A 26,716-nucleotide genomic window follows, 5' to 3' on the forward strand; every position below is an offset into this window, starting at 1 on the left:
ACCGTTTAGGCTGATTTCTCTACCGCCCACGAGTATTTCGCGTTAAACTTCTAAACACTGGAGTAAAAATTTAGTAAACAGAACAAAACGAAACATGCGTCTGTTTACTGAACATGTGATTAGGGGAGGACGTACATGGACAAGATCAAGCTCGGTTTTGTGCCCACGCGCCGCAGTATCTTTAGCGCGCCGGACGCAATCAAGTATCGCGGCCTGACGGCTGATCGCCTGCGCGAGATCGGCGTCGACATCGTGGATATCGACGACATCAATGACGAGGGCCTGCTGTTCGACGACAGCCACATTGAGCCTATCGTCAAGAAGTTCCGCGCCGAGGGCGTCGATGGCATTATGCTGTGCCACGCCAACTTTGGCACCGAGTACGTTTGCGCTCGCCTTGCCCGCGAGCTCGGCCTACCCGTGCTGCTGTGGGGCCCGCGCGACGAGCGCCCCGAGCCCGACGGCACCCGCCTGCGCGATAGCCAGTGCGGCCTGTTCGCCACCGGCAAAGTATTGCGCCGCTTCCAGGTTCCCTTCACCTACATGACCAACTGCCGCCTGACCGATCCCGAGTTCGAGCGCGGCGTTTGGGACTTCTTGGCCGTGTGCAACGTGGTCAAGACCTTCAAGCACACCCGCATCCTGCAGATGGCCACCCGTCCGTTCGACTTCTGGTCGACCATGTGCAACGAGGGCGAGCTGCTCGAGAAGTTCAACATCCAGCTTTCGCCCATTCCCATGACCGAGCTTGTCCAGGCCGTGCGCGACGCCCAGGCCGACGAGCAGGCCATGGCTACCATGCTTGCCCACATCAACGACAGCTTTGAGATCTGCATCCCCGAGGATAAGGTTCCCGCGGTCGCCGGTCTTGCCATCGCCATGAAGCGCCTGGTCGAGAAGTACGGTTGCAACGCCGGCGCCATTCAGTGCTGGAACGCTCTGCAGGACGAGCTGGGCATTATGCCCTGCGCCGCCAACGCCATCCTCAACGAGATGGGCATTCCTATCGTATGCGAGACCGATATCCACGGCGCCATCACCGCGCTGATGGTCGAGGCCGCCGACCTGGGCCGTCACCGCGGCATGTTCGCCGACTGGACCGTGCGCCATCCCGATAACGAGAACGGCGAGCTGCTGCAGCATTGTGGCCCCTGGCCCTGCAGCTGCGCGGCCGTCAAGCCCAAGCTCACCTACCCGCTGGCTTTCGATCACCCCGGTGCGCTGACGGCCGAGGCCAAGCACGGCGATCTCACCCTTGCCCGCTTTGACGGCGACAACGGCGAGTACTCGCTGCTGCTGGGTAACGCCCGCGGCATCGACGGCCCGGCTGGCATGGGCACCTACCTATGGGTCGAGGTCGACAACCTCAAGCGCCTCGAGGCCAAGATCGTCGAGGGTCCCTACATCCACCACTGCGTCGCTATTCACGCCAACGTGGTGCCGGTGCTCTACGAGGCGTGCAAGTATATCGGCATCCAACCCGACCTGTACGACCCCATCGAAGAAGACGTTAAAGCCTACCTGCGAGGAGAGTAGAAATGGCAACTATCGAAGAGCTTGAGTCCCTGCGTTGGGACCTTCGCCGCGATTGCGCCGATATCATCATGGCTGGTGCCGGCGGCCACATCGGCGGCGACATGTCGGTGATCGACGCCCTCATGACCCTCTATGCCAACCACCTCAACATCTCGCCCGAGACCGTCGACGATCCCAACCGCGACCGCTTCGTGCTCTCCAAGGGCCACGCCATGGAAGCCTACTACGCGGTGCTCTGCCACGAGGGCTATCTTGACCTCGATGACGTCAAGGCCCGCTTCTCCAAGTTCGGCAGCCCCTACATCGGCCACCCCAACAACAAGCTCAAGGGCATCGAGATGAACTCGGGCTCGCTGGGTCACGGCCTGCCGGTGGCCGTGGGCATGGCGCTCGCCGGCAAGATGGACGGCCGCGACTACCGCGTCTACACCATCATGGGCGACGGGGAACTTGCCGAGGGATCGGTCTGGGAGGGCGCCATGAGCGGCGGCAACTACCAGCTCGATAACCTGTGCGCACTCGTGGACCGCAACCGCCTGCAGATTAGCGGCAGCACCGAGGACGTTATGAAGCAGGACTCGCAGGAGGAGCGCTGGGCCGCCTTCGGTTGGAACGTGCTCTCCATTCCGGGCAACGACGTCCGGGCCATCGACGCCGCGCTGACGCTTGCGGCCGAGACCTGCGGCAAGCCCACGGTCATCATCCTCAACACGGTGAAGGGCTATGGCTCGCCTGTTATGGAGGACAAGGCCGCCTGGCATCATCACCTGCCCAACGATGAGGAATATGCCCAGATCATCGCCGATTTCGCTGCCCATAAGGAGGCCATCAATGGCTAACAAGATCGCCAATCGCAAGGTTATCTGCGACACGCTGCTCGAGGCCGCGAAGACCGATAAGGACATCGTCGTCCTGTGCTCCGACTCCCGCGGCTCCGCATCGCTCACGCCGTTCTTCGATCAGTATCCCCAGCAGTCCGTCGAGGTCGGCATTGCCGAGCAGGACCTGGTGAGCATCGCCGCCGGCATGGCTTCGTGCGGCAAGAAGGCCTGGGCCGCCTCGCCGGCGTCTTTTGTGACCACGCGCTCGTATGAGCAGTGCAAGGTTGATGTCTCGTACTCCAACACCAACGTCAAGCTCATCGGCATCTCGGGCGGCGTGTCCTACGGCGCCCTGGGTATGAGCCACCACTCCGCGCAGGATATCGCCGCTATGAGTGCGATTCCCAACATGCGCGTGTATCTGCCGAGCGACCGCTTCCAGACCGCCGAGCTCGTGCGGGCCCTGGTCGCCGACAACAAGCCGGCCTACATTCGCGTGGGCCGCAACCCGGTCGAGGACGTGTACACCGAGGACGAGTGCCCGTTCCAGATGGATCGCGCCACCTGGGTGCGTCGCGGCACCGATGTGACGCTCATCGCCACCGGCGAGATGGTCCGCCATGCTGTGGACGCTGCCGACCTGCTGGCCGAGCAGGGCATCTCGGCAACGGTGCTCGACATGTATTGCGTCAAGCCGCTTGACGCCGAGGCCGTGATCGAGGCCGCCGGTGCCACGCGCGCCGTCGTGACGGTCGAGGAGCACAGCCCCTTCGGCGGCCTGGGTTCTATGGTCGCGCAGGTGGTGGGCGAGCATTGCCCGCGTCCGGTCAAGTGCCTCTCCCTGCCCGACGCACCGGTCATCACCGGCACGAGCCCCGAGGTCTTCGCACACTACGGCCTGACGGGTGCCGGAATCGCGCAGACCGTCGCCGAGTTCCTCAGCAACTAGTAGATACAGACGCTGCGCGGCCGCCAAGCACCGCACCTTGCCGTTCAAACCGTCGCTTGCGTACGCAAAGTACGCGGCGCTCCTCTTTCACGGCAATCTGCGGCACTTGACGGCCGCTCGCTCCTTGTCCGCCAGTCGCCTTTGATTTGGCGGAAGGAATGGGAGAGTACATGAGCAAATACATCATCGGAATCGATCAATCCACGCAGGGCACCAAGGCACTGCTGGTGGACGAGGGCGGCCATTTGATTCATCGTGCCGATCGCTCGCATCGCCAGATTGTCAACGAGGCCGGTTGGGTGAGCCATGATCCGGCCGAGATTGCCGCCAACGTGTTGGCCGTGGCGCGTGCCGTGGTGGAGGAGACCGGGGTCGACCCTGCCGACATCGCCGGCATCGGCATCTCCAACCAGCGCGAGACCACCGTTGCCTGGAACCGCGCGACGGGCGAGCCGCTGTGCAACGCCGTAGTGTGGCAGTGCGCCCGCGCCCGCGAGCTGTGCGACAAGCTGGACGCGCGCGAGGGTGTGGCCGAGCTGGTGCGCGACACGACGGGTCTGGTGCTCTCGCCCTACTACCCGGCGGGCAAGATGGCTTGGATCATCGCGAACGTTCCCGCTGCTGCCGAGGCTGCCGCGGCAGGCGAGCTGTGTCTGGGCACCATCGATGCCTGGGTGGTCTGGACGCTCACGGGCGGCGCGGAGTTTCGCTGCGACTGGTCCAACGCCAGCCGCACGCAGCTCTTTGACCTGCGCCGTGGCTGCTGGAGCGAGCCGGTGTGCGAGGCCTTTGGCGTCGACGTGGCCTGCCTGCCGCAGGTGACCGATTCCGATGGCCTGTTCGGCATGACGGACCTGGGCGGCTTTTTGCCGGCACCCGTGCCCATTCACGGCGTGCTGGGCGACAGCCACGCGGCCTTGTTTGCGCAGGGCTGCCACAGCCGCGGTATGGCCAAGGCGACCTATGGCACCGGCAGCTCGGTCATGATGAACGTCGGCGACGAGTTCGTTGCCAGCTCGCACGGGCTTTCGAGCTCGCTCGCATGGCGTATGGACGGCGTGACCGAGTACGTGCTCGAGGGCAACGTGAGCTACGCCGGCGCCGTCAAGACGTGGCTGCGCGACGATCTGGAACTCATCAATAATCCCGAGGAAGTTACCGACCTGTGCTACGCCGCCAATCCGGCGAGCCGCGTCTACTTTGTGCCGGCGTTTACCGGTTTGGGCGCGCCGCACTGGGCGAGTGACGCCGAGGGCTGCGTCTTTGGCATGACGCGCACCACGGGTCGCGCGGAGTTCGTGAAGGCCGCCGACGAGTCGATCGCCTATCAGATCTTTGACGTGATCGATGCGATGGTCGAGGATTCGGGTGCAACGTTGGCCGAGCTTCGTGTTGACGGCGGTCCCACGCGCGACGCGTACCTGATGCAGTTTGAGAGCGACTTGGTTGGCTCGCCCATCCGCATCGCGAGCAACGACGAGATGAGCGGCCTGGGTGCGGCCTGGGCCTGCGGCATCGCGCTGGGCATGTACACGCGCGATGTCGTCGATGTCTACGGCGCCCGCGGCATCGTGGAGCCGTCGATGCCCGCTGACGAACGCGCCAAAAAGATCGCCGGCTGGCGCCACGCTGTCAAATCAACAATTGCATACACTGCCTAGCATGATTTTTCTGGGACGGGATTAAAAACTCATTGATCCCCGTCCCGGGCAGCTCATTTGGGACGGGGCTTTTTTGACTGGTATGATTGGTGCGACCATTCGAACCAGCTAAAAGAGCCCCGTCCCAAATTGACTATCGAGAGGATCTGCCATGGAGCGCATCGCGAGCTTTTCCGTTGACCATTTGCTGCTTGAGCCCGGCGTGTATGTAAGCCGCATCGACCGCGATCCGGCGACCGCCGCTGTCGTTACCACCTTTGACCTGCGCCTGACCACGCCCAACAAGGAGCCGGTCATGAACACGGCCGAGTGCCACACCATCGAGCACCTAGGCGCGACATTCCTTCGCAACCATGCCGAGTGGTCGAGCCGCATTGTCTACTTTGGCCCCATGGGCTGCCGCACGGGCTTTTACCTGGTGGTGTTTGGCGAGGTGACGAGCGAGGAGATTCTGCCGCTCGTGCGTGAGTTGTTTGAGTTTGTCGCCGACTTTGAGGGAGATGTCCCCGGAGCCGCTCCCGAGGAGTGCGGCAACTACCTGGACCAGAACCTTCCCATGGCAAACTGGCTCGCGCGCCGCTACCTCGACCGCGACCTGGCCGATATCGACGAGAAGCACCTGCACTATCAGCAGGCGTAAGGGTTTTATCGCCCAAAACGCGCGCATTGGGCGCCTTCGCTTATGCGGGGGCGCCTTTTTGTTGAGTGGTCTGGACGAGCGTTCAAAATCGCTCATGTTTGTTCTAGAATGTTCGTATAGTCACATTTACGAACAGGAGTGAACATGCATATCTACTCTGTCAACGATCTCGAGTTCAAGTCCTATGGCCGCGTGTGGGACGACGTCCCGTCCGGCCTGACCGCCCCACTCGTCGAGGCACTCTCCGCTACGCCCATCCCCGAGGGCAGTAAGTACGTGGCGCGCGCGCCGGAGCTCGAGGGCGTCAAAGATGCCGACAAGCTGGGCTTTCTCATGTTTGGTGGCCGTCCCTTCCAGCTCGGCTGGTGCAACGGGCACAACACGCGTCTCAACTGCCTGGAGTACCACCGCGCGAGCGAGTTCAACCTGGGGGCGCGTGACTTTATCCTGCTCGTGGCGCATCGCTGGGAGATCGAGGGCGGCAAGCTCGATACCGCGTGCGTCAAGGCGTTCCGCGTGCCGGCAGGCAAGGTCGTCGAGGTTTTCAGCACCACGCTCCACTACACGCCGTGCATGGTCGACGACGGTGGCTTCCAGGTGATGGTGGCGCTGCCCGCCGGTACCAACGGTCCGCGTCCCGAGGCTGCGGCCGATATGCCTGCTGCCGGCGACGGCTACTGCTACTGGAAGGCCGACAAGTGGGTTCTCTGCCATGCTGACAGCCCCAAGGCAGCCGAAGGCGGCTACGTAGGTCTCATCGGCAAAAACCTCGACATCGCCTGCGACTAGAATCTTCTGTCTCGATCTGTAACATCTAGCGGGCTAAATCGTCTCTACCTGTTACAGATCGAGACATACCGCCCCCCAGCCACCACAAAGGTGCCTGTCCCCATTGTGGTGGCTGTCTAGAGCTGGCTGCGCAGATAGTCAGCCATATATGGAACAGCGAAACGCACGTAACCGCGGCGTGCCTGTTCGATAACGCCGGCGTCGATGAGGCGTCGGCGATACTTTTGCGCATAGTCGGGTGTGACTGACATGCGCTCGGCCACATTGGAGATGCGCGACACACCGTCTTTGTCATCAGTCATTGCGTCGAGAAACGCGACGTCTTGGTCCGACAGCGCGGCGAGCGTCGTTTCACAAACATCGTTTTCGAAATCGGCCTTTGACGCTTCGATAGCTCCGTCGACTTGCTCTGGCGTTACGTATTCTCCTGCCTGGCAGCGATTGGCGATGTTGTAGCCGATGAGCTGCAGCATATAGGGCGATCCTTGGGTTGCACGAGCGGCACGGAGGCGAAGATCGCCTGGAATATCAAGGTCGAGCTCTTCGAAAGCCCGCTGATAATAGGCATCGACATCTCCGACTGAAAGCGGTTCGAGCGTGACTTTGCGTGCGCGGTTGAGAAATGTCAGTACGCGGTCGTTGAGTGTCGCGGAGACTGCTCCCGGGAGGCCCGCCATGACGAGCGCGACGTTGAGTCCCTCGCCGACCAGCTCTTGATAGGCGGTGACGAGCTGTCTGATCTCGGGTGAATTTGCCTGGAGCTCGTCGATGAGGATGAGGATGCCGTGTCCCTGCTCGGTTAACTTGCGTGCCAACTGCGTGAATTTGAACTGGAAACTCTTAGTTTCCTGTACGTCGCGCGTAAACTCGAGGCCGGCTGAGAAACCGAAGACGCTCAAACTGCCACCTGTAAGTTTGGGGAGACGATGCTTGTTGGCGTAAGGCTCGCCCGCTTCCTGGATTTTCTCAACAATGCGCTCGAGCATATCCTCGGAGGCTACGGTGGGCGTGGCGACAACAAAGCCGAGCTTGCGGGCGCGATCGGCAAGTTCCCACAACAGAACCGTTTTGCCGCTGCCTCGCTGGCCGAGCATGAGCATGGCTCGGTCTCGATTGCCCGGCTCCTGCTCAAGGCCGGAGATGAATGTCGAAATCACGCTCCCGCGTCCCACCAGATAGGACGGGCGATTTCCAAATGAGGGGGAGAAGATGGTTTCAGTCATAAGTCTCCTTTCCTTTTTTTCCTATTTTTTCCTTTTTTTCCTATTCAGTCAAATGAGTTGCTGAGCGAAGGCGGCTACGTAGGCCTCATCGGCAAAAACCTCGACATCGCCTGTGACTAGAATCTTCTGTCTCGATCTGTAACATCTAGCGGGCTAAATCGTCTCTCCCTGTTACAGATTTAGACAAACTGCAAAGGACTGGCCGAACAATCTCAATCTGTAACACCAGGCCCGGTTTTGGCGGCCTATCTGTTACAGATCGAGACAAACGGGCCCAACCCACCACAAAGGTGCCTGTCCCCTTGGTGGCGGCTTGGGCAGGCGGGTATCAAAAAGTGTCAGGTGGGGTGGCTGCCGGGCGCCTGCACGCGAAAAGAAGTATCGGCCTGTGCCGTTGCCGTTGAGCGGTACCCCGTTTGCAGGGATACTGAGCCTATGACAACAGCGTGCGAAAGGATTGATACATGGCTTTCCGTAATGACTTCCTGTGGGGCGGCGCAACGGCTGCCAACCAGTGCGAGGGTGCCTACGACGTGGACGGCCGCGGCCTGGCCAACGTGGACGTGGCTCCGCACGGCCCCGAGCGCTATGCGGTGGTCTCCGGCCAGCGTAAAATGCTCGACTTCGAGGACGGCTATTACTATCCCGCGCAGACCGGCATCGATTTCTATCACCACTACAAAGAGGACATCGCTCTCTTTGCCGAGATGGGCTTTAAAACCTTCCGTATGAGCCTGGCTTGGACCCGCATCTTCCCCAACGGCGACGAGACCGAGCCCAACGAGGCTGGCCTGGCCTTCTACGAGGACGTATTCCGCGAGTGTCAGGCGCACGGCATCGAGCCGCTCGTGACTATCACGCACTTCGACTGCCCGATTCACCTCATCAAGGAGTACGGCGGCTGGCGCAACCGCAAGCTCATCGACTTCTACAAGAACCTCGCGACCACGATCTTTACCCGCTACAAGGGGCTGGTGAAGTACTGGCTCACCTTCAACGAGATCAATATGATCTTGCACCTGCCGTTTATGGGTGCCGGTCTGGTCTTTGAGGAGGGCGAGAACAAGGAGGCCGTCGAGTACCTGGCCGCCCACAACGAGCTCGTCGCCAGCGCTTGGGCAACCAAGATCGCCCACGAGATCGACCCCGAGATCAAGATCGGCTGCATGCTCGCCGCGGGTAGCTACTACCCCTACAGCTGCCGTCCGGGCGACGTGCGCCAGGCGCAGCTCGATAACCAGGACAACTACTTCTTCGTCGACGTCCAGAGCCGCGGCTACTACCCGGCATATGCCGTCAAGAAGCTCGAGCGTCTAGGCATCGATGTGGGCATGACGGACGAGGACCGCGAGATCCTGGCCGCTAACACCGTCGACTTCATCAGCTTTAGCTATTACAGCACCCGCTGCTCTGCCGGTGCCGATAACCCCGATGTCGAGCGCACCCAGGGTAACGCCTTCGCCGGCGCCAAGAACCCCTACCTGCAGGAGAGCCAGTGGGGCTGGGCCATCGATCCTCTGGGCTTCCGCATCACCCTCAACGACCTGTACGACCGTTATCAGAAGCCGCTGTTTGTGGTCGAGAACGGTCTGGGCGCCAAGGATGTTGTCGAGGAGGATGGTTCCATCAACGACGACTACCGTATCGACTACCTGCGCCAGCATATCGCCGCGATGCGCGACGCGGTGACCGAGGACGGCGTTGACCTGCTGGGCTACACCACCTGGGGCCCGATCGACCTGGTGTCTGCCGGCACGGGTGAGATGTCCAAGCGCTACGGCTTTATCTATGTGGACCGCGACGACGTCGGCAACGGTACCCTCAAGCGTTCCAAAAAGAAGAGCTTCGACTGGTACAAGAAGGTTATTGCTTCTAATGGTGAGGACCTGTCCTAAGGAAGCTGAGACACTCAACTTCATAGCCTTCTAACCAAGGCGCCCGGCGAGTAGTTATTGCTCGCCGGGCGTCTTGCCGTCTGCGGATTTTGGGACATGCGGCCCGCTTTTTGGACCCGCCTGTCGGTACACTAAAGGGACTATGAGTACCCGCGAGCGACATATCGGCCACGCGGCCGCCCGGACCGCTCCGGTTGCGGATCCCAGGGGCGGCAGGCTCTTCGCCATGCCGCGATTCCTTGTTGGCATAACGCATCAGGTGTACCGTCACCGCGTCTTTGCTATCGCCGGCGCCATCACCGCGCTGTTCCTCATGCTTTTGGCGATCTTGCCGGTGCTGTTCGCCTTCGACCCCAAACTTTCTAACGCCGTGCCCGCCTATAGCGAGGTGTCCGAAGAGGTCGTGGATGCGCTCACCCATTCGAGCCCTCTCCCGCTGCTTGTCGCCGCAATTGTATTTTCGATTTGGGGCGTGTTGGTCTATCTGCGTTGTTTGGACTATGTGCTGCGCCGCCGCCTTGTTGCCATCGCCACCATCTGTGCCCTGTGGATGATCGAGGTCATTCTCAAGTACAAGTCGTACACGCCGTTCTATGCCACCTTGCTGTGGTACCTGTACTACGTGCCCATGACGCTCATTCCGCTGCTCTACCAGCTCTGCGGCCTGCGCCTTGCGGGCCTGGAGCAACGCCGCCTGGGTCGCCGCTACCGTGCTGCGCTGTGGATTGTGGCCATCCTGCTTATCGGATTTGTGCTCACCAACGATTTTCACCAGCAGGTCTTCCGCTTTGACCGTACAAGCGACACCTGGAGCAACGATTACACGTACGGCCGGGGTTATTTCGCCTTCCTCGTGTGGACGGCCTTTAACTTCGTGGCCTTTTTTATCCTGGTTGGTCGGTCCTCGTCCTTTCGCATCCAACGTTTCTCGGGCACGGCGGCGCTCGTGCTGCTGGGCGGCGCATTCTTTGGCATCTCATATGCTCTGCGCGTGCCCTGGGCATGGAGGCTCAACTTTTCGCTCGTCTATTGCATCCTGTGCGTGGTGGCGATGGAAATCTGTCTCGATTGCGGTGTCATTCCGTCGTACCACGATATCGCCGGCATCTTCGACACCTTGCCGCTTGACCTCAAAGTTCTAACGCGCGACCTGCAGGAGGTCTATGCCACGCCGGTGTCAAAGCCAATGCCGGTAGGCGTGCGCGAGGAGCTGCGGACCCAGGAGCACGGCCGCGCCCATGCCTTTACCGTGGCGTCCGATCCCGATGTGATGTATCGTGCTTTTCCGCTGCTGGGGGGATCGGCCCTGCTGGCCCAAGATGTATCGGAGCTCAACGAGCTCAATCGCGAACTGGCACATCGTCGCATGGAGCTGCAACGCCAAAACGAGCTGCTTGCCGCCGACTACGACCTTAAGACACATTTGGCAGATCAAGAGGCCGAGACCTTGCTAGTCCAAGACGTGGACCAGGCGCTTGCCCGCGCGCTCGAAGAGATGTACGACTTGTTGAGCTCGCTGCCGCCGTTGACTGACGAGGAATCTTCGCGCGAGCGTTACCGCATGCTGCAGCGCGCCAAGATGCTCGTTGCCTATTGCAAACGGAAGGGGTCGCTCACGTTGGCACAGCACGGGGAGAGCGGTTTTGACCGCGACCGCATTCAGCTCATTGCCAACGAGCTCGCAAGCGACCTGCGCACGATCGATGTCGATTGCGCCTCGATTATTGCCATACGGCGCCCGATGCACGCCAGTACGGTAAGCGCGCTGTACGACTGCGTGTATGACTTTGCGTTTTTTGCCTACACCACCGATCATCCGGCACTTATGTATCACTTGGGCGACCATGACCGATGCAGCGTCGAGCTGCGCGCCACACTTTTTTCCAACGATGATGAAGATCTTTCGCAGACGCCCGCTGCGCAAGAGCTCGAAAGCGCTTTGCAAGGGCGCAACGTGGCATACCGCCTTGAGGGCGAGTCCGGTCAGCTGCGCATGATCGTCTTGATGCCGAGGGCGGGTGAGTGACGATGCAGATTTCGCTCATACTTCCCCAAATCGTTGCGCTCGATGTTGTCTTTGCCCTGGCTGCGTGTCTGCAGACGATCCACGTCCCGCTCATCGCATCGCGCCGCTCGTCCTATAACCGTAAGGTGATTTGCGCCTACGAGGCGAGTCTTGTGCTTCACCTGATGATTTCGGCGCTCATCTTGTTCACGTCGTCTGGCTCGTATCTGGTGGCGCCGCTTGACGTTTGCGCCAGGGCAATGGGCGGAGCGTTGTGGCTCAATGCCGCAATCTTTGCCTATGGCGTGGTACTTATGGTGCACTATCGTCGTCCCGTCATGCTGGTCGAGCTGCTGCTTGTTGTCGCCGTTACACCACCGGTGGTTTTTGCCATGGGCTCGGCGTGGACCGTTGTCCTTATCGCAGAGGGAGCGTTCTTCCTGTTCCGTTCCATCGCGGCGCTCTTGATGGACGTCCGTAACCGCCAAGAGGATATCACCATGTTCTCGACGATCGAGACCATCAACGTGATTCCCGTGGGCATCCTGTATCTAGACCCGAGGGGCCGTCCGCTGCTCATGAACCGCTGCATGCGCAAAAACCTCGTAGAGCTCCATATGCCCACTGACCTGGGCGACATGAGCAGCACATGGAACGACCTGCGCAAACTGAGCATGCAAATGCCCGAAAGCAGCGCCAATCGCGCCCATATCGACCTTGATCGCTTTGGTAGGGATCGCGCCGTGGTCGAGATCTCTCCTTCCGAGATTCGTCTGTTCGTGCGTGACTCCGTTACGGTCTCGAGCCGTCCGTTCGAGCGCGTCGTCGGCCTGGACGTGACGGAATACGCACACGCCTACGACCGTCTGGCGCAAGCCAACCACCTGCTTGAGCGTGCTGGCCAAGAGCTCCAGGCCCAGATCGAAGAAGCCAAAAAGGTTGCCGACAATGCGGCCTACCTACGTATGCGTGCCCGCGTTCACGATGTGATCGGCCAGCGCCTGTCCATTCTTCATCGCTATTTGGAGGAGGGACGTCTGGATGATGAGTCGCTCGAGCAGATTGACCCGTTGCTGCGCTCAATCGCCGCCGATTTGCGCAGTGGCGGTGCCAGCGAGCCTGCAGAGCAGCTGAGCGATATCGTCCATGCCTTTGGCTTGGTGAGTGTGCAGATCGATGTTGAGGGTGCGCTGCCTGAGGACGCGCGTGTCGCCGCCGCATTTTTGCAGATTATCCGCGAGGCCTCGACCAATGCTACCAGGCATGCGCAGGCGCATCAGGTCCACGTGCGCCTGTGGCAGGAGGGGACGAATGCTAGCGCCGTCGCGCGCATGACGATTTCTAACGACGGGTCCCCGGCCCCCGTATCGTATCGCGAGGGAACGGGTATCCCAGGTATGAGGCATGTCGCGCAAGATTTGGGCGGCGGCCTGGAAGTCCACGCCGCCCAGCCCTTTACGCTTGCGGTGTCCATCCCGCTGAGCCCCAACGCCACGGTCCAAAGGAGAAGTTCATGATCCGCGTGTTAATTGTCGAAGATCAGGCCATTCTGCGCGAAAGCCTGGCGCGCTCCGTTGGCGACCAGCCCGATATGACCGTCGTCGCCGCGATCGCCGATGCCTCCGAGGCCTTGGGTGTCGCGCTCAAGGAGCGCCCGGACATGATATTGATGGACGTGTGCACCGAACACGATTCAAACGGCATCGTGGCGGCGGCGCGCATCAAGGAGCAGCTGCCCGAGTGCCGCGTCATCATCATGACAGGCATGCCCGAGATCACCTTTGTCGATCAGGCTCGCGAGGCGGGCGTCGATAGCTTTGTGTACAAGAACGTTGGTATCGACGAGCTGTTCGCCGTGATGCGCTCCACGCTGGCTGGCTACTGCACGTTTCCCAAGCCGCCCGAAAGCATTTTTTCGGGCACGGCGGCACTCGACGATGTCGAGCTGTCGATTTTGCGCCTTGCCTGCGAGGGCAAAAGCCGCCGCGAGATCGCGGCCGAGCTGTTTATGAGTGAGGGTACCATCAAGCGTCGCATCTCGGAGATCCTAAGCAAGACCGGCTACGACAACATCATGCGCCTGGCCGTGCGCGCGGTAACGGAGGGCAGCATCGTTCCCAACATGGAGCGCCCGTAATCGACGCGCTCGCCGTGTTCCGGCGCCGTAAAGATAGGCCGCCCGCCGTTTTGTATCAGAAAACGACGGGCGGCCTGCTTGTGCGGCTGTGCTGTCGGCATAAAAACGACGGGGCCGCAGGATCAACTCCTGCGGCCCCGCCTGGCAAGTGCGCGGATGCGTCCGCCAATCCGCGGCTGATGTTACGTGCCGCTACGCGATGGTTGCGGTGTAGGAGGCGACGTCCTCGTAGGAATCGGTCAGGTAGGCGTCGATGCCGATGGTCGTGTTGACCAGGTCGTCAAGGCTGTCAAGCTCGCCGCTCGAGAACGTGAATTCCTCGGTGGTATTGGTGCCGGGCATCAGGTTAGCCGAGAACCAGGGTTCCTTCATGGTGCCGTTGACGTTGGTCTTGCCGGAGGGAGCGTAGAAGGTCAGGTCCTTGTCGCTCTTGTTGGTGATGTTGACGACAAAGCCGATGTCGCCCCATTCGTCCTTGAACTTCTCGGTGATGGTGATGGTGCACAGATCGTCATCGGCGACGGTGACGGCGGGGGAGATTTCGACGCTCTGGACATCGTCGTCTTCGACGGCCTCATCGATCTCCTCTTCCTTCTCGGCCGCCTCGCGATCCTTTTTTAGCGTACCGGAAAGATCCTTGTCGGACTTCGTAAAGATAAGCTTGTCGCCTTCCACCTCGAGGACGAGCTTGCCGTCCTTGAGTTTCATGTCCTGCGAATCGCCGTCGGCGGTGATGGTTGCAGTGGTGGCGTCCTTGGCCTCCCATTTCAGGTCGGCGACCTCAAGGAACATGTCGAGGACGCCCGTGCCGTCTTCGTCGAGGATCAGGATACAGTTGAGGCCCCACTCCTTGAGCATATCCATGTACTCATCGGTGAGCTCTTCGCCCTCCAGGGTTCCACCCGAGAGTTCCCAGCTGCCGACGAAGTTGGCCTTGGGGTCCTTGCCGCCGCCGCTGCAGCCCGTCAGGGCAAAGGCGAGCGCCAGGACGCATGTCAGAAATGCGAGTACGGACTTTTTGAACGTTGTCTTCATGGTGTCCTCCTTTATCGAACGAAACCCATAGAAGCAAATGCGGGGGTGGCGGACCCCCCGCCAATTACCAGATAGAGGGGTTAGGGCCTAGGCGTTCCGCAGTTGCTGCAGAACTTGCCGCCGTTTTCGCTGCCGCAGTTGGGGCAGAACCACTTGGTCGGTGCCGGGGCGGGTGCGGGACTGCCACACTCGGGGCAGAACTTGCCGGTGTTGGTGGCACCGCAACTGCAGGTCCACGTGCCGGCCGCGGGGGCAGCGGCAGGAGCTGGTGCGGGGGCGGGTGCCGGAGCCGGCTGTGGGGCGGCCTGCTGCTGTGCCTGGCCGGCGGCGAACAGCTGGCTGGCGTTCATGCCGCCCATGCCGCCCGCCATACCCATGCCCATAAAGCCGGCCATCGCGCCGTTGGGGTTGGCGGCTGCCGCGCGCATCGCATCGCTCTGGGCGCTGGCGATGTTGGCGGCTGCCATGGTGGGATCGCGCATGACTGCGGCCTTCTGCAGGTCCTTGATCATTTGCTCGTCTTCTTGCGAGGCGGCGATGGAGTTGACGCCAAAGCTCACGATCTCGACGCCGCGCAGGTCGCGCCAGTCGGCGGAGAGAACCTCGTTGAGCGCGCGGGCGAGCTCGGTGGTGTGGCCGGGGATAGCGCTGTAGCGGATGCCCATCTCCGAGATCTTGGCAAAGGCGGGTTGCAGAGCGGTGAGCAGCTCGGACTTAAGCTGGCTGTCGATCTTATCGCGCGTGTAGCTATCGGTCACGTTGCCGCACACGTTGGTGTAGAACAGCAGCGGGTTGGTGATGCGGTACGAATACTCGCCGTTGCAGCGAACGGAGATGTCGACATCCAGGCCAATGTTGTTATCGACCACGCGGAAGGGCACAGGCGAGGCGGTGCCGTACTTGTTGCCGATGATCTCCTTGGTGTTGATGAAGTAGACACGCTGGTCCTTGCCCGCGTCGCCGCCAAAGGCAAAACGGCTGCCGATATTGGCGAACGTCTCCTTGATGGAGTCGCCCAGGTTGCCGCTAAAGACGCTCGGCTCGCTGCCGGTGTCAAAGACAAACTCGCCGGGCTCCAGCGCGACCTCGATGATCTTGCCGTTTTGCACCACGAGCATGCCCTGGCCGTCGTTGACGGCGATGACGGAGCCGTTGGAGATGACGTTGTCCTCGCCGCGCGTGTTGGAGCTGCGGCCGCCGGTGCGCTTGCTGCCCTTGCAGGCCAAGACGTCAGCGGGCATCGATTCGCAATAGATATATTCCTTCCACTGGTCGGCCATGACGCCGCCGGCAGCTCCCAATCCAGCTTTCAAGAGTCCCATGGTGATCTTCCTTTCTCGTCAAAGGCCGGGTGGTATTGGTCAGAATGGCTAATCGTCCTTGTTGTCCTTCATGACAACGGTGGTCTCGGTGTGGCTGAAGGTGTCGTGCTTCTCGGTCAAGTCGAGCTCGCCGCAGTAGCAATCGGCGTGGGTGGCCTCGTTGGCCGTCTTGAGCTGGCCTACCAGCAGCACGTCTCCGATGATTACGATAATCAGCGGTGCGACGATGTTGATGAGGATGCCCTCGATATCAAAGGTGAGGTAGTCCGGATCGAAGGCGTTCTCGCCCATAAAGAGAATCTGGGAGAGGACAAACCCGATTACAAAGAACAGCACCGAGGCGATGGCGAGCTTGGGCTTGGAGCAGGGCAGCTCGCCGACCATGCGGCCGGTTTGGCCGTTCATGGCAAACAGGTAGCTCTTGCCGTTCCACGAGGTGGAAAGCATCCACACGGGGAACAGAGCGTAGTTGCTGTCTTCCCAGGTGTAGTCGAGCTGCTTGCTTTCGACCGTGGCATCGTCATATTCGTCGACGACGGTCTCGCGCAGGGCCGAAATCGTACTTTCTTCCATACGACGCTCGGCGCGCGCCTTGCAGGTCTCGCAATCCTCATCGTAGCGGTTGGCGATGTAGCCGGGCATATACGCGACCGAGAACGGGCGCAGCGCGTCGTAGTCAAACGGCTCGATGGCATCCATATGGCCGTCGGGCATCTTGGACGATCCGTCGACGGGCACGCGCTCAAACGAGATTTTGCCCTTACGGTAGGCGTCGTAGTGGTCGGTGGTCGTGACGGTGCGGTCGGATTCCTCGGTCACGGTCTCGTTGGTCGCATCAAAGTGCACTTCGCCATCCACGCGGGCGCCGTAGAGCCAAAACGGCACGTAAACGCCTTGGACCTCGTCGATGTGGTTGCCGGTGACAAAGCTCTTGGGCAGCAGGATTTTGCCCTTGTAGTGCTCTTTGAGTGCTGCCATGACATCATCGCGCCCGAGCTTAAACGGAATCACCAGGTCGGGTGAGAAGTCGCCCGAGAGCTGGCCGGGCGCCACGGCGGAGTTGCCGCAGTATGGGCAGGTGGTAACGGCGACGGTGCCGTCCGAGACCAGCTCGGCGCCGCACGACGAGCAGATGTAGCCGGCGTTTTGGGCCAGATCCTGCACGGCATCGTCGACAGCAGGTTTGGGGGCCGCGGCTGCGGCATCGGCTTTGGCATCTGCCTTGTCCTGGCGCTCGCGATAGAGGGCCTCGACTTCTTCGACTTCAAAACGCGAATCGCAGTAGTCGCAGACAAGCTTTTGTTCGGCACTGGCAAAGTGAAGGGGGCCGCCACACGCGGGGCACTGATAGTTGACACTCTCGAAGGCCATGATCGGTCCTTTCCGTGCCGGAGGCTATGCGCCGATGGCGCCGCCGCAGTATTCGCAGCGTCCGCTGGCATCGGGAATTGTGGTTGCACCGCAGAAGGGGCAGGTGACCGCGGTCTTGGGGGCCTTGGCGGCCACGACGCTGTCGCGTGTCTCCTGACGCAGCTGTACCAGCGCATCGCGGACTTCGGTTGCCTGGCGCTTGGCCTCGCGATATTCGATGGAGCCACGCTGATCGATGGTGGAGTCGTTCACGCGCAGGTTGATCTCGGTAAAGTACGGCGTGTTGACGTGAATGGTCAGGTTAAAGTCGTAATCCAGGTCGTAGCGCGGCGGGTTGTAGCTCTCGCGCTCGCCGTCCTTGGTCTCGCGATAGATCTCGGTGCGATGCTCGTCGATATCCATATCGCAGCCGAGTACCTGTGAGAACTCGATGATGTCGGGATTGGCGTCGCGCCAGCGGCTCTGCGAAGTGATGATCAGCAGACCCGCGTCTTCGTCGAGCATGATGTTGGTGCGCCCGGCAGAGAGCGTGCGCGTTGGGTTGAACGAGGCCAGGCGCTCGGCGTTGGCCTCGCGGTAGGCGAGTTGCTCGCGGATATCGTCCGCGGTGCTGGAGCGCCAACCACTAAAGAAGGGGGACAGCTTGCCTGCGCACTCTTTGCACAGGTAGCCTTCGTTGATCTTGGTCTTTCCCAAAATCCCCAGTTCGGTACCGCAAATCGCGCACTCTTTCTTCTCGAACATCTTGTCAAAGAAGCCCATGGCTGCCTCCCATCAACAGGTAGCGTGTGTCACTTTTGATGATGGGTGAGCGCTCGATCTTTCACGATACCCAGACGGCTCAACGAGTCTCCACAACTGGGACACATGGCCCATTTTCGGCCACTCATTGGGGACGTACTTAAATGAGTGGCAGCTGGGGACAGTCCATGCCGAATGTGGCGGCTGACGAATATGGGCGCCGTCCCTGCTATGCCACGGTCACGGCAACCTGGGCGTAGCGGCTGCAGGGGCGCTCGGCGCGCGTCTGCACGGTAAGGGTGAGCACGAAGCGGTCGCCGGGCTGCGCGTCGGCGGGCACGATAAAAGCGGTGCTCACCGTGCATTCCTGCCACAGCGAAAGATCCTGCGTGCCTGCATAGCTCGACGGGTCCACGGCGACATCCCAATGTGCATCAAAGCCCTTGCCGTCGGGGTCGACGACGGTCGCTGCAAGGGTGACGCGCTCGCCGGCTGTAGCGCTGCGGTCGGCCGTGACCTCGACAACATGTGTCGGATGCGAACAAGCTGCCGGATCATGGGCGCACCATTGCGCGCGGGCGGCAAAGTCTTCCTGATAGGCGCGCAGGTAGGGATTGGGGTTGCCGTCTACGGGCGTGCCGATGGCGGCAAAACCGGCGGGTGCGTCCGTATCGGGATGTCCATCAAGAAACATGCGGCCGAGCAGTGTGTCGAAGCCGCGGTCGTCGATACCGCGCAGGCCAAACGGCAGCAGCGGAATATAGGTCATGCTGTCGCCTTCGGCCATAAAGTCGCCGCGCTCAAACTGCATCGCGGGCATGCCTTCTAGACCCCAATCCAGACGGGCATGCTTGCCAAACTGAAAGCGCTCGGGCTCATTTTCGTAGACCTTGCCGTCGCCATAGAGCATGTAGCGTGCCATGAGGGGGCCGTTACCCTGCGTGAGATTCTGCTCAGGCCAAGGTGCCTTAAACAGCGGCAACGTATCGGGTTGAGCCATCTTGGCATCGACATAGCCGCCATACATATAGGGCACACACCAAAAGATGAGCTCGGGAAAGAGCTCGCGTCCATGGTCGAGCCATGAGTTGTCCTGCCCCACGCCATCGGCAACGCCCATCACGCGCACCTTCTGATAGACCCGCTGCTGCACGGCAGGCCATTCGGGCGTGGCGCGATAACGCTCGGCAATACTCATGAGGGCGCGAACGATGGTGTTCATGCCACCCCAGCTGAGCAGCCATAACGTACGCGGATCATCATCCAAGATTGCCTGCGCAATTACACGAGATCCCTCAGTTTCCTCAGTCACATCACCCTCAAAGGCAACATTTCCCACAAAGGTGCGCTCGATTATCTGGGCGGGCGTGGGAAACGGCGGCTCACCGGCAGCGCCCGCATTCGCCTGCAACTGCGGCCAAGCCTGGGCGTATTCATTACTCCAGAGACTCTCAATCCAATGCTCGGGAAACGGACGATACTCACGAAGCTCGCCGGCCAGCGGATCGGGTTCATGAGGCACAACATCCCACTCATAAGAGCGACGCCCTTTGGTCCGCCAATGCGAATTCACCTCGCCCAGCGTATGAACCCCATCCCCAAGAAAGTGATACTGCGAAGCCGTATACACCACAGCCTGAACATCAAGCACATTAAGATACAGAGCCAAATGAACGAGCGAGTTCATATCGTCGACTTCCATATCGGTAGTAACAATCACCCGAGTTAACTCTTGGGACATAGGAACAGCTCCAATCAAAATCAATTCAGCCAGTTACGCGCAAGGCAAGACGGGACCCCGTCCCCATCGCCGCCGACCCGGCGTGCTGCCGGAAGCGGCCGGCCAGCGTTTCGAACGACGTTAACTTAGGGGCCCTGACCTTTAGTTTTGTAAACATTCCGCAGCGCGGGCCCCGCTTATCCGATGCTCCGAAGGAGCAGGAAAAGCGGGGCTCATGCGCGAGGACGTTTACAAAACTAAAGGTCAGGGACCCCGATGGGATGGCTACCTCGAAACTCTGGCCGACCACTCCCAGCAGCCCACCGGCTCGCCGTCGATGAGCACGCTGCCCCCGTCGAAGTCTTGATAACACAGGTCGTTGAATTGGTGGATCCACACGCCGTGGTTGAACGTCTTCTTGGGCGAGCCATCGGCCTCGCGATAGCGACCGGTCAGGTCCTCGACATGGCTAAAGTAGGTAAGGTGCACGTTGGCTCCGGCGTCACGCAGGCGTGCCGTGAGCGGCAGCACGGTCTGCTGCGGCGACACGAGCTCGTCGCCCTTGGAGTGCGTAAACCACAGCGGCGTCTTGGCGAGCGCGGCTACGTCCTCGTCCGTGGCGTTGTACCACGGGGCACAGCAGGGAAGGCCGGCGGCGAAGAAATCGGGGTAGTCGGCGCACAGGCGCAGGGTCATAAAGCCGCCGTTGGAAAGGCCGGCGACCACGATGCGGTCGGTGTCGATGCGCTCGGCATGCTCGGCGACAAACTCGTCGATGAGCGCCTTGAGTACGGGGGAGTAGATGCTCTGGTTGGAGCGGCCGAGCTGCTCGACGCCGTTATCCATCCAAAACGTGGGAGACTGCGGCACGAGCACCCAGGCAAAGCCGCCAAAGTAGCGCTGGATTTGCGCCTGGCTAATGGCTGTCACGCGGTTGCCGATATAGGCGCGCGTGGCGCCTTCGCCCTGCGTGGCACCCCTGCCTTCGCCAGCGCCGTGTAGGTACACCACGAGCGGGGCCTTTTGGGGCACGACCGTGGCCTCGGGCGCGAAGGGATTGAAGCAGGCCGAGTCCACGGCTTTAAAGCTGGGCTCAAAGAAGCCGTACTCGAGCGCGATGCCATTGACGGCGGTCTTTTGCACGGCATTGCTCCAGCCCTTGAGCGCGGGGCAGATGTCGCCGCGACAGGTATCGAAGACCAGGCCGCAGGTGGGTTCGCCGTCGTCGCCGGGAAGAGCCGCGAGCTGCGTGACGTGCAGCTGGTTATCGAGCATGCGCGAGCCCATGACGCCGCCTTCGATCTTTTTGGTCAGGCGCTGCTCGGCGACCTCGAGTGCCACATGGGTGCCCACGGCGAGCTTGCGGCCGTTCTCGTCACTCGGATACGCGGCGAGAACGTCGATGTAACCCACGGAGGGCGTGGCATGGTCGGCGCCGTGCTCCTTGCGCATCAGGACCTCGCCCGTGCGCTCGTGACGCTCTACATATATATGGAAAGTGTTCGCATCGACATCGTTGGCGCGCACGGTGCAGGGCAGGTCGAGAACGACCTTGCTGATCCAGGGGCCAAAGTCGCCCAAGGTGCTGACGGTTGCGTAGGTGCACGATTTGAGTTCCATGAGCTGCCTCCCTTGTGCCGCGCGTGCTAAACAATCGCGGCAATACAATCTAAACATGTTTAGTGTAAAGCAGAATTTGAGAATAAGCGGATGAACTCGGTAAACGGTAGCATCAAACGTTCAATGAACTACTAAACACTCGTTTACTACTATCTAGCAGGGCTTTTGTTGATGAGTCAACAAGGCATTGAGGTGCCAGATTATATAAAATCCCACGTAAAAGACCATTTATAAATAAATGGCACTATATGTAATGCCTATGCATTCAATTACGTTCACCCCCGATTTCCTACCGTTCACCGGACTGCAAACGGCAAAACTGCCACAAATTCAACGCTGAGTGTAAACTAAGCGCTGTAAACGTTCAGTAAACAGATTGTTTACGACAGCGTATCCAAGGGTTCGGTAACCGTAAGGGGTTATAGTCACCGGGCCAAAGGCGTGCCTGCGCCCAGGCGATTAGGCACACGACGATATGGGGAGGGGTCCCATGGCAGTAGATAACAAGCAGATTGCCACCGATGTCCTCGAGCTCGTGGGCGGTGCGGAAAACGTCACCGTCGCCACCAACTGCATGACGCGCCTGCGTCTGACGCTCAAGGATAACAGCAAGGCCGACGTGGAGAAGATCAAGAAGGTCAAGGGTGTTCTGGGCTGCCAGTTCGCCGGCAGCCAGCTCCAGGTCATCATCGGCCAGAACGTGCCCAAGGTGCTCGCCGAGTTCGTCGCCATGTCCGGCGTCAAGCAGGGTGCCGCGGTCGACGAGAACCTCGACGCTCCTAAGGAGAAGTTCGAGCTCAAGAACCTGCCCAACATCATCCTCGACTACCTGTCGGGTTCCATGACCCAGCTGATTCCGCTGCTCATGGCCGGCGGTCTGTTCCGCACCATCGCTGCGGTTCTTGGTCCCACCATGCTCGGCGTTATCTCCGATACCGATCCGACCTACACGTTCCTCTACACCACCCTGTACGAGGCCACGTTTACCTTTATCCCCATCTACTTGGGCTATGCCGCTGCTAAGAAGCTCGGCGCCTCTCCGGTTCTGGGCATGCTCCTCGGCGGCGCTCTCATGGCCCCGTCCGTCGTGAGTGTCGCGACTCAGGAGGGTGGCGGAATCATCTCCGTCTATGGCATCCAGATCACCGCTGCCAACTACCAGCAGTCCGTCCTGCCGATTATCCTCTCGGTGCCGGTCCTCTACTTTGTTGAGAAGTTCTTTAAGAAGGTCATGCCCGACGTGCTGTCCACGGTCTTCACGCCGTTCTGCACCATGATCGTCACCATCCCCATCGCCTTCATCGTCCTTGCCCCAATCGGCAACGAGCTCGGTACGCTGATTGCCAACGCTCTCTTTGGTCTCGCCGACCTTGGCGGTATCGGCATCCTGATCGTCATGGCCGTCCTCGGCGCCTTCTGGCAGCTCTTCGTGGTCTGCGGCATGCACATGCCCGTCATCCTGCTCGCTCAGGTTCAGATCATCGCCGCCGGCTACGATCCCTTCGTCTTCGTTTCCACCAACTGCGCTATGGCCGCCGTCTGGGGCTGCGCTTTCGGTGCCTTCCTCAAGATGAAGAACCCCGACGAGAAGGGTCTTGCCCTGGGCTACGTCATCTCCGCCATCGCCGGCGGCGTCACCGAGCCCGCACTCTTCGGTATCCTCATGCGCTTCCGTCGCACCATGCTCGGTATGTTCATCGGCGGTGCCATCGGCGCTGTGTTCTCCGGCCTCATGGGTGTTACTTACTACCTGGCCGGCGGTGCCTCCAACTTCCTGGTCTTCACCAACTACCTGCAGGGTGGCCAGATGAACACCGTCTGGGCTATCGTCGGTATGGCAATCTCCTTTGCCATCGCCGCTGCCGTCGTCTTTGCCACTGGCTTCTCCAAGGAGGAGCTCGCCGAGATGGAGGCCTAAGGCCAAACCATTCGGTCACATACGACCTTACCTACACGACAGGGCCCCGTCAGGCGCAAGCCCGGCGGGGCCCTTTTTACAAGGTAGACTGATTGGGGGCGCGTGGCGCCTGCTCGCCGGGGCTTGCTAAGCGCCAGGGGCTTTCGCGCGGGGTTACCGCGAAAGAATCTGCCGGTTCGCAACTCCTTTATCAAACGAAAGGACATGCAGATGAGTTTGGGAAAGCTGACCGTCAACGGTCGCCAGGACGGCTTTTTGTGCGAGGGCAAACCGTTCTTTTGGTTTGCCGATACGTGCTGGAGCGCGTTTACGAGCATTACCGAGGCCGATTGGGACTACTATCTGACCCGTCGCTCCGAGCAGGGCATGAACGTGTTGCAGATCAACACGCTGCCGCAGTGGGATCGCTGCTGCCCCGATCTGGGCATTTGGCCCTATGCCAGCGAGGATGGCGTGCATTTTGATTGGTCCCGCCCCAACCAAGCGTACTGGGATCGCGCCGCTGCCATGTGTCGCGCTGCCGTCGAGCACGGCATTCGTCCGGCACTCGTGCTTATGTGGTGCAACTACGTGCCCGGCACCTGGGGCGCCAAGATCGCTGAGCATTGCGGTGCCGAGGTTATGCCGCGCGAGGAAGTCCGTGCCCACGTTGCCCGCGTCGTCGAGAACCTGGGCGAGTTCGACCCCGTCTACGTGGTGACGGGCGATACCGACTTTACCAGCGACGAGGCGATCGCCTACTACGAGGATGCTCTCGACGAAGTCGTCAAACGCGCGCCCGAGGCGTTGCGCACTATGCATATCAACCGCGGCAACCGCACCATTCCGGCACAGTACCTGGACCGTCTGGACTTTTACATGTTCCAGCCCGGCCACAACTACGAGGGCCAGCCCGAGGCCTGGTGCCTGCCGCAGGACTTTATCGCCAACTACCCTAAAAAGCCGATGGTCAACTCCGAGCCCTGTTACGAGCAGATGGGTGCGTCGCGCAATGTGTACTGGCGCTTCACCGCGCAGGACTGCCGCGCGAGCGTGTGGTCGTCGATCCTTGCCGGTGCGAGCGCGGGTGTGACCTATGGCGCGCACGGCGTTTGGAACTGGCAGACCAGCAAGAGCCAGGGCTCGGTGCTGGGCGAGGGCTTCGACATGCCGTTCCGCTGGCAGGAGTGCCTGCAGTTTGCGGGCGTTTGGGACTTTGGCGCGATCGAGCATGTGCTTGCCGGTCTGGGCGCTACGGCTGGCGACGACGCACTTGCCGTGGTTCCGGCGCAGGAGCTGCTCGATGACGCGCGCGAGGCCATTCGTGTGGCGCGCGTTGGCGATCACGTCGTCACGTACCTGCCGCGCACTACGGCGCTCAAGTTTAAGCTCGACGGCGCGTGCGGCTGGACGGCGACGGTCCTCGACATGGAGGACAAGCGCATCGCCAAGCTGCCCGTTCGCGACAACGGTGACGGTACCGTGCGCGTGGCTCAGCATCCCTTTGAGCACGACGCACTGGTGATCTTGGCTCCCGGGCGCTAACGGCTCTTCTCCAACATTTACAATCCAGTCCCTTTCATGAGGTTGCGACGGAATGGTTCCTGCATGACAGCTTTAAGCTGCCAAGGGAGCCATTCCGTCGCACTCATTGGGGACGTACTTAAATGAGTGGTCATTCCGTCGCACTCATTGGGGACGTACTTAAATGAGTGGTCAGCACACCCGGCGGTATCTGCGAGGGGGACGTCACGGGAACGATCCATCGCGGCGGTGCGCTCACGTTTATGGACGGCTGCCCACTGGGAAAGCTCATGTGCGAGGCACTGGGGGTGCCGGTTGCCGTCAATAACGACGGTAAGTGCTGTGCACTCGGTGAGTATGCGGCTGGCGCTCTGCGCGGGATACGTTTTGGCGTGGTGCTCGCTATCGGCACGGGCATCGGCGGCGGTATCGTCATCGACGGCAAGGTCCTGCGCGGGGCGCACTGCTTTGCAGGCGAGTTCAGCTTCTTGCGCAACGATGTCAAGACTGCCGCGAGCACGGAAAACTCCTTTGCGGGTTCGGGCGGTTGGCGTGCGCTCCGCGATGCTGCCGTTGCCGAGAAGGGCCTGCCTGCGGGTTCTCCGGTGGACGGCCGCCGCGTCTTTGAGTGGATCGCGGATGGCGACATGGCGGCGCAGCGCGCGCTCGACCGCTACGCTCGCTCATTTGACGGACAGCTCATCAACCTGCAGGCCGTGCTCGACCCCGAGGTCTTTGTGATCGCAGGCGGCATCTCGTGCCATCCCGAGCTCATCGATGCCCTGCGTGCGCAGATGCCGCTGGCCCTCGCGAGTTACGAAGGGACCCTTGCCGGCATTCCTGTGCCGCAGATAAAGGCGGCCGAGCTCGGCAACGACGCCAACCTTTACGGTGCTGTCCAGGAAGCCATGCGCCTGGTGTAGCGCGCGCCAAACGAGGCTGTCGAAAAAGATAAAGGCCGGCGTGAAGCGCCCGCATCGACGCTTCGCCTGCGCTAAACTGGAGGGCACGTACGCGATTACGAGAGGAGCCCGCATGGAGGCTTACAAGCAAGAGTTCATCAAGTTTATGGTTGAGTCCGACGTTCTTAAGTTCGGCAGCTTTACGCTCAAGAGCGGCCGTCAGTCCCCGTTTTTTATGAACGCCGGCGCTTACGTGACGGGCTATCAGCTCAAGAAGCTGGGCGAGTATTACGCCCAGGCCATCCACGATAACTTTGGCGACGACTTTGATGTGCTGTTTGGACCGGCCTACAAGGGTATTCCGCTGGCCGTCGTGACCGCAATTGCCTACCATGAGCTGTACGGCAAGGAGGTCAAGTACTGCTGCGACCGCAAGGAGGCCAAGGATCACGGTGCCGATAAGGGCAACCTGCTGGGTTATGAGCCCCAGGACGGCGACCGTGTGGTCATGGTCGAGGACGTTACCACCAGTGGCAAGTCCATCGACGAGACCTATCCCAAGGTTAAGGCTGCCGCCGACGTCGAAATCAAGGGCCTGATTGTGTCTCTCAACCGCATGGAGGTCGGCAAGGGTGGCGTGACCACCGCGCAGAAGGAGATCGAGGCAAAGTACGGTTTCCCCGTCGCGAGCATCGTCTCCATGGCCGAGGTCGTCGAGACCCTCTACAACCACGAGATCGATGGCAAGGTCGTCATCGATGACGAACTTAAGACCGCCATCGACGCCTACTACGAGCAGTACGGAGCACAGGAGTAGTTACGGCGTTTTACCAAACGCCGTAACCGGCCGACGCTGCGCGCCGCCCAGGGCGACAATTTGTCATTCAAAAGGCGAGGCATGACCAGAAGGTCAATGCCTCGCCTTTTT

At 60.8% G+C, this 26,716-nt stretch carries 21 protein-coding genes; 14 read left to right on the top strand and 7 right to left on the bottom strand.

What is annotated here, in order from left to right:
- Positions 1-135: 135 nt before the first annotated feature.
- The 6 genes from ACTQ1E_RS02430 (at position 136) to ACTQ1E_RS02455 (ending at position 6,396) form a co-directional block, all read left to right on the top strand.
- On the top strand, positions 136-1,536 hold the full coding sequence (locus ACTQ1E_RS02430) for an L-fucose/L-arabinose isomerase family protein (protein ID WP_441564556.1): 1,401 nt from the start codon (positions 136-138) through the stop codon (positions 1,534-1,536).
- 2 nt (positions 1,537-1,538) lie between these two features.
- Entirely contained in the window at positions 1,539-2,375 is an 837-nt protein-coding gene (locus tag ACTQ1E_RS02435; protein WP_441564558.1) for a transketolase, read from the top strand.
- Positions 2,368-3,306: a transketolase family protein gene (locus tag ACTQ1E_RS02440; protein ID WP_441564560.1), complete on the top strand. Its 939-nt coding sequence runs from the start codon at positions 2,368-2,370 to the stop codon at positions 3,304-3,306. The genes ACTQ1E_RS02435 and ACTQ1E_RS02440 overlap by 8 nt, the downstream gene beginning before the upstream one ends.
- Positions 3,307-3,476: 170 nt before the next feature.
- Positions 3,477-4,967: an FGGY family carbohydrate kinase gene (locus ACTQ1E_RS02445; RefSeq protein ID WP_441564562.1), complete on the top strand. Its 1,491-nt coding sequence runs from the start codon at positions 3,477-3,479 to the stop codon at positions 4,965-4,967.
- Positions 4,968-5,118: 151 nt separating this feature from the next.
- Positions 5,119-5,607: an S-ribosylhomocysteine lyase gene (locus ACTQ1E_RS02450; protein ID WP_441015328.1), complete on the top strand. Its 489-nt coding sequence runs from the start codon at positions 5,119-5,121 to the stop codon at positions 5,605-5,607.
- Between the two features lie 144 nt (positions 5,608-5,751).
- Positions 5,752-6,396, top strand: a complete 645-nt coding sequence (locus ACTQ1E_RS02455; RefSeq protein ID WP_441015330.1) for a DUF4867 family protein — start codon at positions 5,752-5,754, stop codon at positions 6,394-6,396.
- Positions 6,397-6,512: 116 nt separating this feature from the next.
- Here the strand turns inward: ACTQ1E_RS02455 and ACTQ1E_RS02460 are convergent, their stop codons facing one another.
- Positions 6,513-7,619: an ATP-binding protein gene (locus ACTQ1E_RS02460; RefSeq protein ID WP_441015332.1), complete on the bottom strand. Its 1,107-nt coding sequence runs from the start codon at positions 7,617-7,619 to the stop codon at positions 6,513-6,515.
- 464 nt (positions 7,620-8,083) lie between these two features.
- On the opposite strand from ACTQ1E_RS02460, the gene ACTQ1E_RS02465 reads away from it, so the two are divergent.
- The 4 genes from ACTQ1E_RS02465 to ACTQ1E_RS02480 all read left to right on the top strand — a co-directional run bounded on the left by ACTQ1E_RS02465 (position 8,084) and on the right by ACTQ1E_RS02480 (position 13,656).
- Complete coding sequence (locus ACTQ1E_RS02465; protein WP_441564564.1) at positions 8,084-9,514, top strand: 6-phospho-beta-glucosidase; 1,431 nt, start codon at positions 8,084-8,086, stop codon at positions 9,512-9,514.
- Between the two features lie 142 nt (positions 9,515-9,656).
- Positions 9,657-11,540: a histidine kinase N-terminal 7TM domain-containing protein gene (locus tag ACTQ1E_RS02470; protein ID WP_441564566.1), complete on the top strand. Its 1,884-nt coding sequence runs from the start codon at positions 9,657-9,659 to the stop codon at positions 11,538-11,540.
- On the top strand, positions 11,537-13,036 hold the full coding sequence (locus ACTQ1E_RS02475) for a sensor histidine kinase (protein WP_441054723.1): 1,500 nt from the start codon (positions 11,537-11,539) through the stop codon (positions 13,034-13,036). Before ACTQ1E_RS02470 ends, ACTQ1E_RS02475 begins: the two co-directional genes overlap by 4 nt.
- Complete coding sequence (locus ACTQ1E_RS02480; RefSeq protein WP_418825693.1) at positions 13,033-13,656, top strand: response regulator transcription factor; 624 nt, start codon at positions 13,033-13,035, stop codon at positions 13,654-13,656. The genes ACTQ1E_RS02475 and ACTQ1E_RS02480 overlap by 4 nt, the downstream gene beginning before the upstream one ends.
- 192 nt (positions 13,657-13,848) lie before the next feature.
- Here the strand turns inward: ACTQ1E_RS02480 and ACTQ1E_RS02485 are convergent, their stop codons facing one another.
- From ACTQ1E_RS02485 to ACTQ1E_RS02510, 6 genes are all read right to left on the bottom strand, one after another.
- A complete protein-coding gene (locus ACTQ1E_RS02485) occupies positions 13,849-14,691 on the bottom strand; it encodes a hypothetical protein (RefSeq protein WP_441564568.1) in 843 nt (280 codons plus the stop codon).
- A gap of 80 nt (positions 14,692-14,771) precedes the next feature.
- Complete coding sequence (locus ACTQ1E_RS02490; RefSeq protein WP_441564570.1) at positions 14,772-16,013, bottom strand: SPFH domain-containing protein; 1,242 nt, start codon at positions 16,011-16,013, stop codon at positions 14,772-14,774.
- Between the two features lie 48 nt (positions 16,014-16,061).
- Positions 16,062-17,384: a hypothetical protein gene (locus ACTQ1E_RS02495; RefSeq protein WP_441537087.1), complete on the bottom strand. Its 1,323-nt coding sequence runs from the start codon at positions 17,382-17,384 to the stop codon at positions 16,062-16,064.
- Positions 17,385-17,408: 24 nt separating this feature from the next.
- Entirely contained in the window at positions 17,409-18,146 is a 738-nt protein-coding gene (locus tag ACTQ1E_RS02500; RefSeq protein ID WP_154518194.1) for a DUF4428 domain-containing protein, read from the bottom strand.
- Between the two features lie 208 nt (positions 18,147-18,354).
- Positions 18,355-19,866, bottom strand: coding sequence for a nucleoside hydrolase-like domain-containing protein (locus tag ACTQ1E_RS02505; RefSeq protein WP_441564572.1), 1,512 nt, complete (start codon positions 19,864-19,866; stop codon positions 18,355-18,357).
- Positions 19,867-20,130: 264 nt separating this feature from the next.
- A complete protein-coding gene (locus tag ACTQ1E_RS02510) occupies positions 20,131-21,465 on the bottom strand; it encodes a prolyl oligopeptidase family serine peptidase (RefSeq protein WP_441564574.1) in 1,335 nt (444 codons plus the stop codon).
- Positions 21,466-21,955: 490 nt separating this feature from the next.
- Between ACTQ1E_RS02510 and ACTQ1E_RS02515 the strand changes: the two genes are divergently transcribed.
- The 4 genes from ACTQ1E_RS02515 (at position 21,956) to pyrE (ending at position 26,605) form a co-directional block, all read left to right on the top strand.
- Positions 21,956-23,383, top strand: a complete 1,428-nt coding sequence (locus tag ACTQ1E_RS02515) for a PTS transporter subunit EIIC (RefSeq protein WP_441054714.1) — start codon at positions 21,956-21,958, stop codon at positions 23,381-23,383.
- Between the two features lie 210 nt (positions 23,384-23,593).
- Positions 23,594-24,907, top strand: coding sequence for an apiosidase-like domain-containing protein (locus ACTQ1E_RS02520; RefSeq protein ID WP_441564577.1), 1,314 nt, complete (start codon positions 23,594-23,596; stop codon positions 24,905-24,907).
- A 167-nt stretch (positions 24,908-25,074) separates the two neighbouring features.
- The gene (locus tag ACTQ1E_RS02525; RefSeq protein WP_441564579.1) at positions 25,075-25,809 is read left to right on the top strand and encodes an ROK family protein; all 735 of its coding nucleotides are present in this window, start codon (positions 25,075-25,077) and stop codon (positions 25,807-25,809) included.
- 112 nt (positions 25,810-25,921) lie between these two features.
- On the top strand, positions 25,922-26,605 hold the full coding sequence (gene pyrE / locus ACTQ1E_RS02530; protein WP_154518188.1) for an orotate phosphoribosyltransferase: 684 nt from the start codon (positions 25,922-25,924) through the stop codon (positions 26,603-26,605).
- The last annotated feature ends 111 nt before the right edge of the window (positions 26,606-26,716 follow it).

Origin of the sequence: Collinsella sp. LCP21S3_C7, from assembly GCF_052118485.1 — a bacterium.
In the GTDB taxonomy this organism is placed as follows: domain Bacteria; phylum Actinomycetota; class Coriobacteriia; order Coriobacteriales; family Coriobacteriaceae; genus Collinsella.

Bases quoted from the DNA above. Each gene is read 5' to 3' on its own strand.
- ACTQ1E_RS02515 (WP_441054714.1), top strand. From the start codon at position 21,956: ATGGCAGTAGATAACAAGCAGATTGCCACCGATGTCCTCGAGCTCGTG.
- ACTQ1E_RS02510 (WP_441564574.1), bottom strand. From the start codon at position 21,465: ATGGAACTCAAATCGTGCACCTACGCAACCGTCAGCACCTTGGGCGAC.
- ACTQ1E_RS02445 (WP_441564562.1), top strand. From the start codon at position 3,477: ATGAGCAAATACATCATCGGAATCGATCAATCCACGCAGGGCACCAAG.
- ACTQ1E_RS02465 (WP_441564564.1), top strand. From the start codon at position 8,084: ATGGCTTTCCGTAATGACTTCCTGTGGGGCGGCGCAACGGCTGCCAAC.
- ACTQ1E_RS02460 (WP_441015332.1), bottom strand. From the start codon at position 7,619: ATGACTGAAACCATCTTCTCCCCCTCATTTGGAAATCGCCCGTCCTAT.
- ACTQ1E_RS02505 (WP_441564572.1), bottom strand. From the start codon at position 19,866: ATGTCCCAAGAGTTAACTCGGGTGATTGTTACTACCGATATGGAAGTC.
- ACTQ1E_RS02430 (WP_441564556.1), top strand. From the start codon at position 136: ATGGACAAGATCAAGCTCGGTTTTGTGCCCACGCGCCGCAGTATCTTT.
- ACTQ1E_RS02485 (WP_441564568.1), bottom strand. From the start codon at position 14,691: ATGAAGACAACGTTCAAAAAGTCCGTACTCGCATTTCTGACATGCGTC.
- ACTQ1E_RS02495 (WP_441537087.1), bottom strand. From the start codon at position 17,384: ATGGCCTTCGAGAGTGTCAACTATCAGTGCCCCGCGTGTGGCGGCCCC.
- ACTQ1E_RS02455 (WP_441015330.1), top strand. From the start codon at position 5,752: ATGCATATCTACTCTGTCAACGATCTCGAGTTCAAGTCCTATGGCCGC.
- ACTQ1E_RS02450 (WP_441015328.1), top strand. From the start codon at position 5,119: ATGGAGCGCATCGCGAGCTTTTCCGTTGACCATTTGCTGCTTGAGCCC.
- pyrE (WP_154518188.1), top strand. From the start codon at position 25,922: ATGGAGGCTTACAAGCAAGAGTTCATCAAGTTTATGGTTGAGTCCGAC.
- ACTQ1E_RS02470 (WP_441564566.1), top strand. From the start codon at position 9,657: ATGAGTACCCGCGAGCGACATATCGGCCACGCGGCCGCCCGGACCGCT.
- ACTQ1E_RS02500 (WP_154518194.1), bottom strand. From the start codon at position 18,146: ATGGGCTTCTTTGACAAGATGTTCGAGAAGAAAGAGTGCGCGATTTGC.
- ACTQ1E_RS02520 (WP_441564577.1), top strand. From the start codon at position 23,594: ATGAGTTTGGGAAAGCTGACCGTCAACGGTCGCCAGGACGGCTTTTTG.
- ACTQ1E_RS02440 (WP_441564560.1), top strand. From the start codon at position 2,368: ATGGCTAACAAGATCGCCAATCGCAAGGTTATCTGCGACACGCTGCTC.
- ACTQ1E_RS02480 (WP_418825693.1), top strand. From the start codon at position 13,033: ATGATCCGCGTGTTAATTGTCGAAGATCAGGCCATTCTGCGCGAAAGC.
- ACTQ1E_RS02490 (WP_441564570.1), bottom strand. From the start codon at position 16,013: ATGGGACTCTTGAAAGCTGGATTGGGAGCTGCCGGCGGCGTCATGGCC.
- ACTQ1E_RS02435 (WP_441564558.1), top strand. From the start codon at position 1,539: ATGGCAACTATCGAAGAGCTTGAGTCCCTGCGTTGGGACCTTCGCCGC.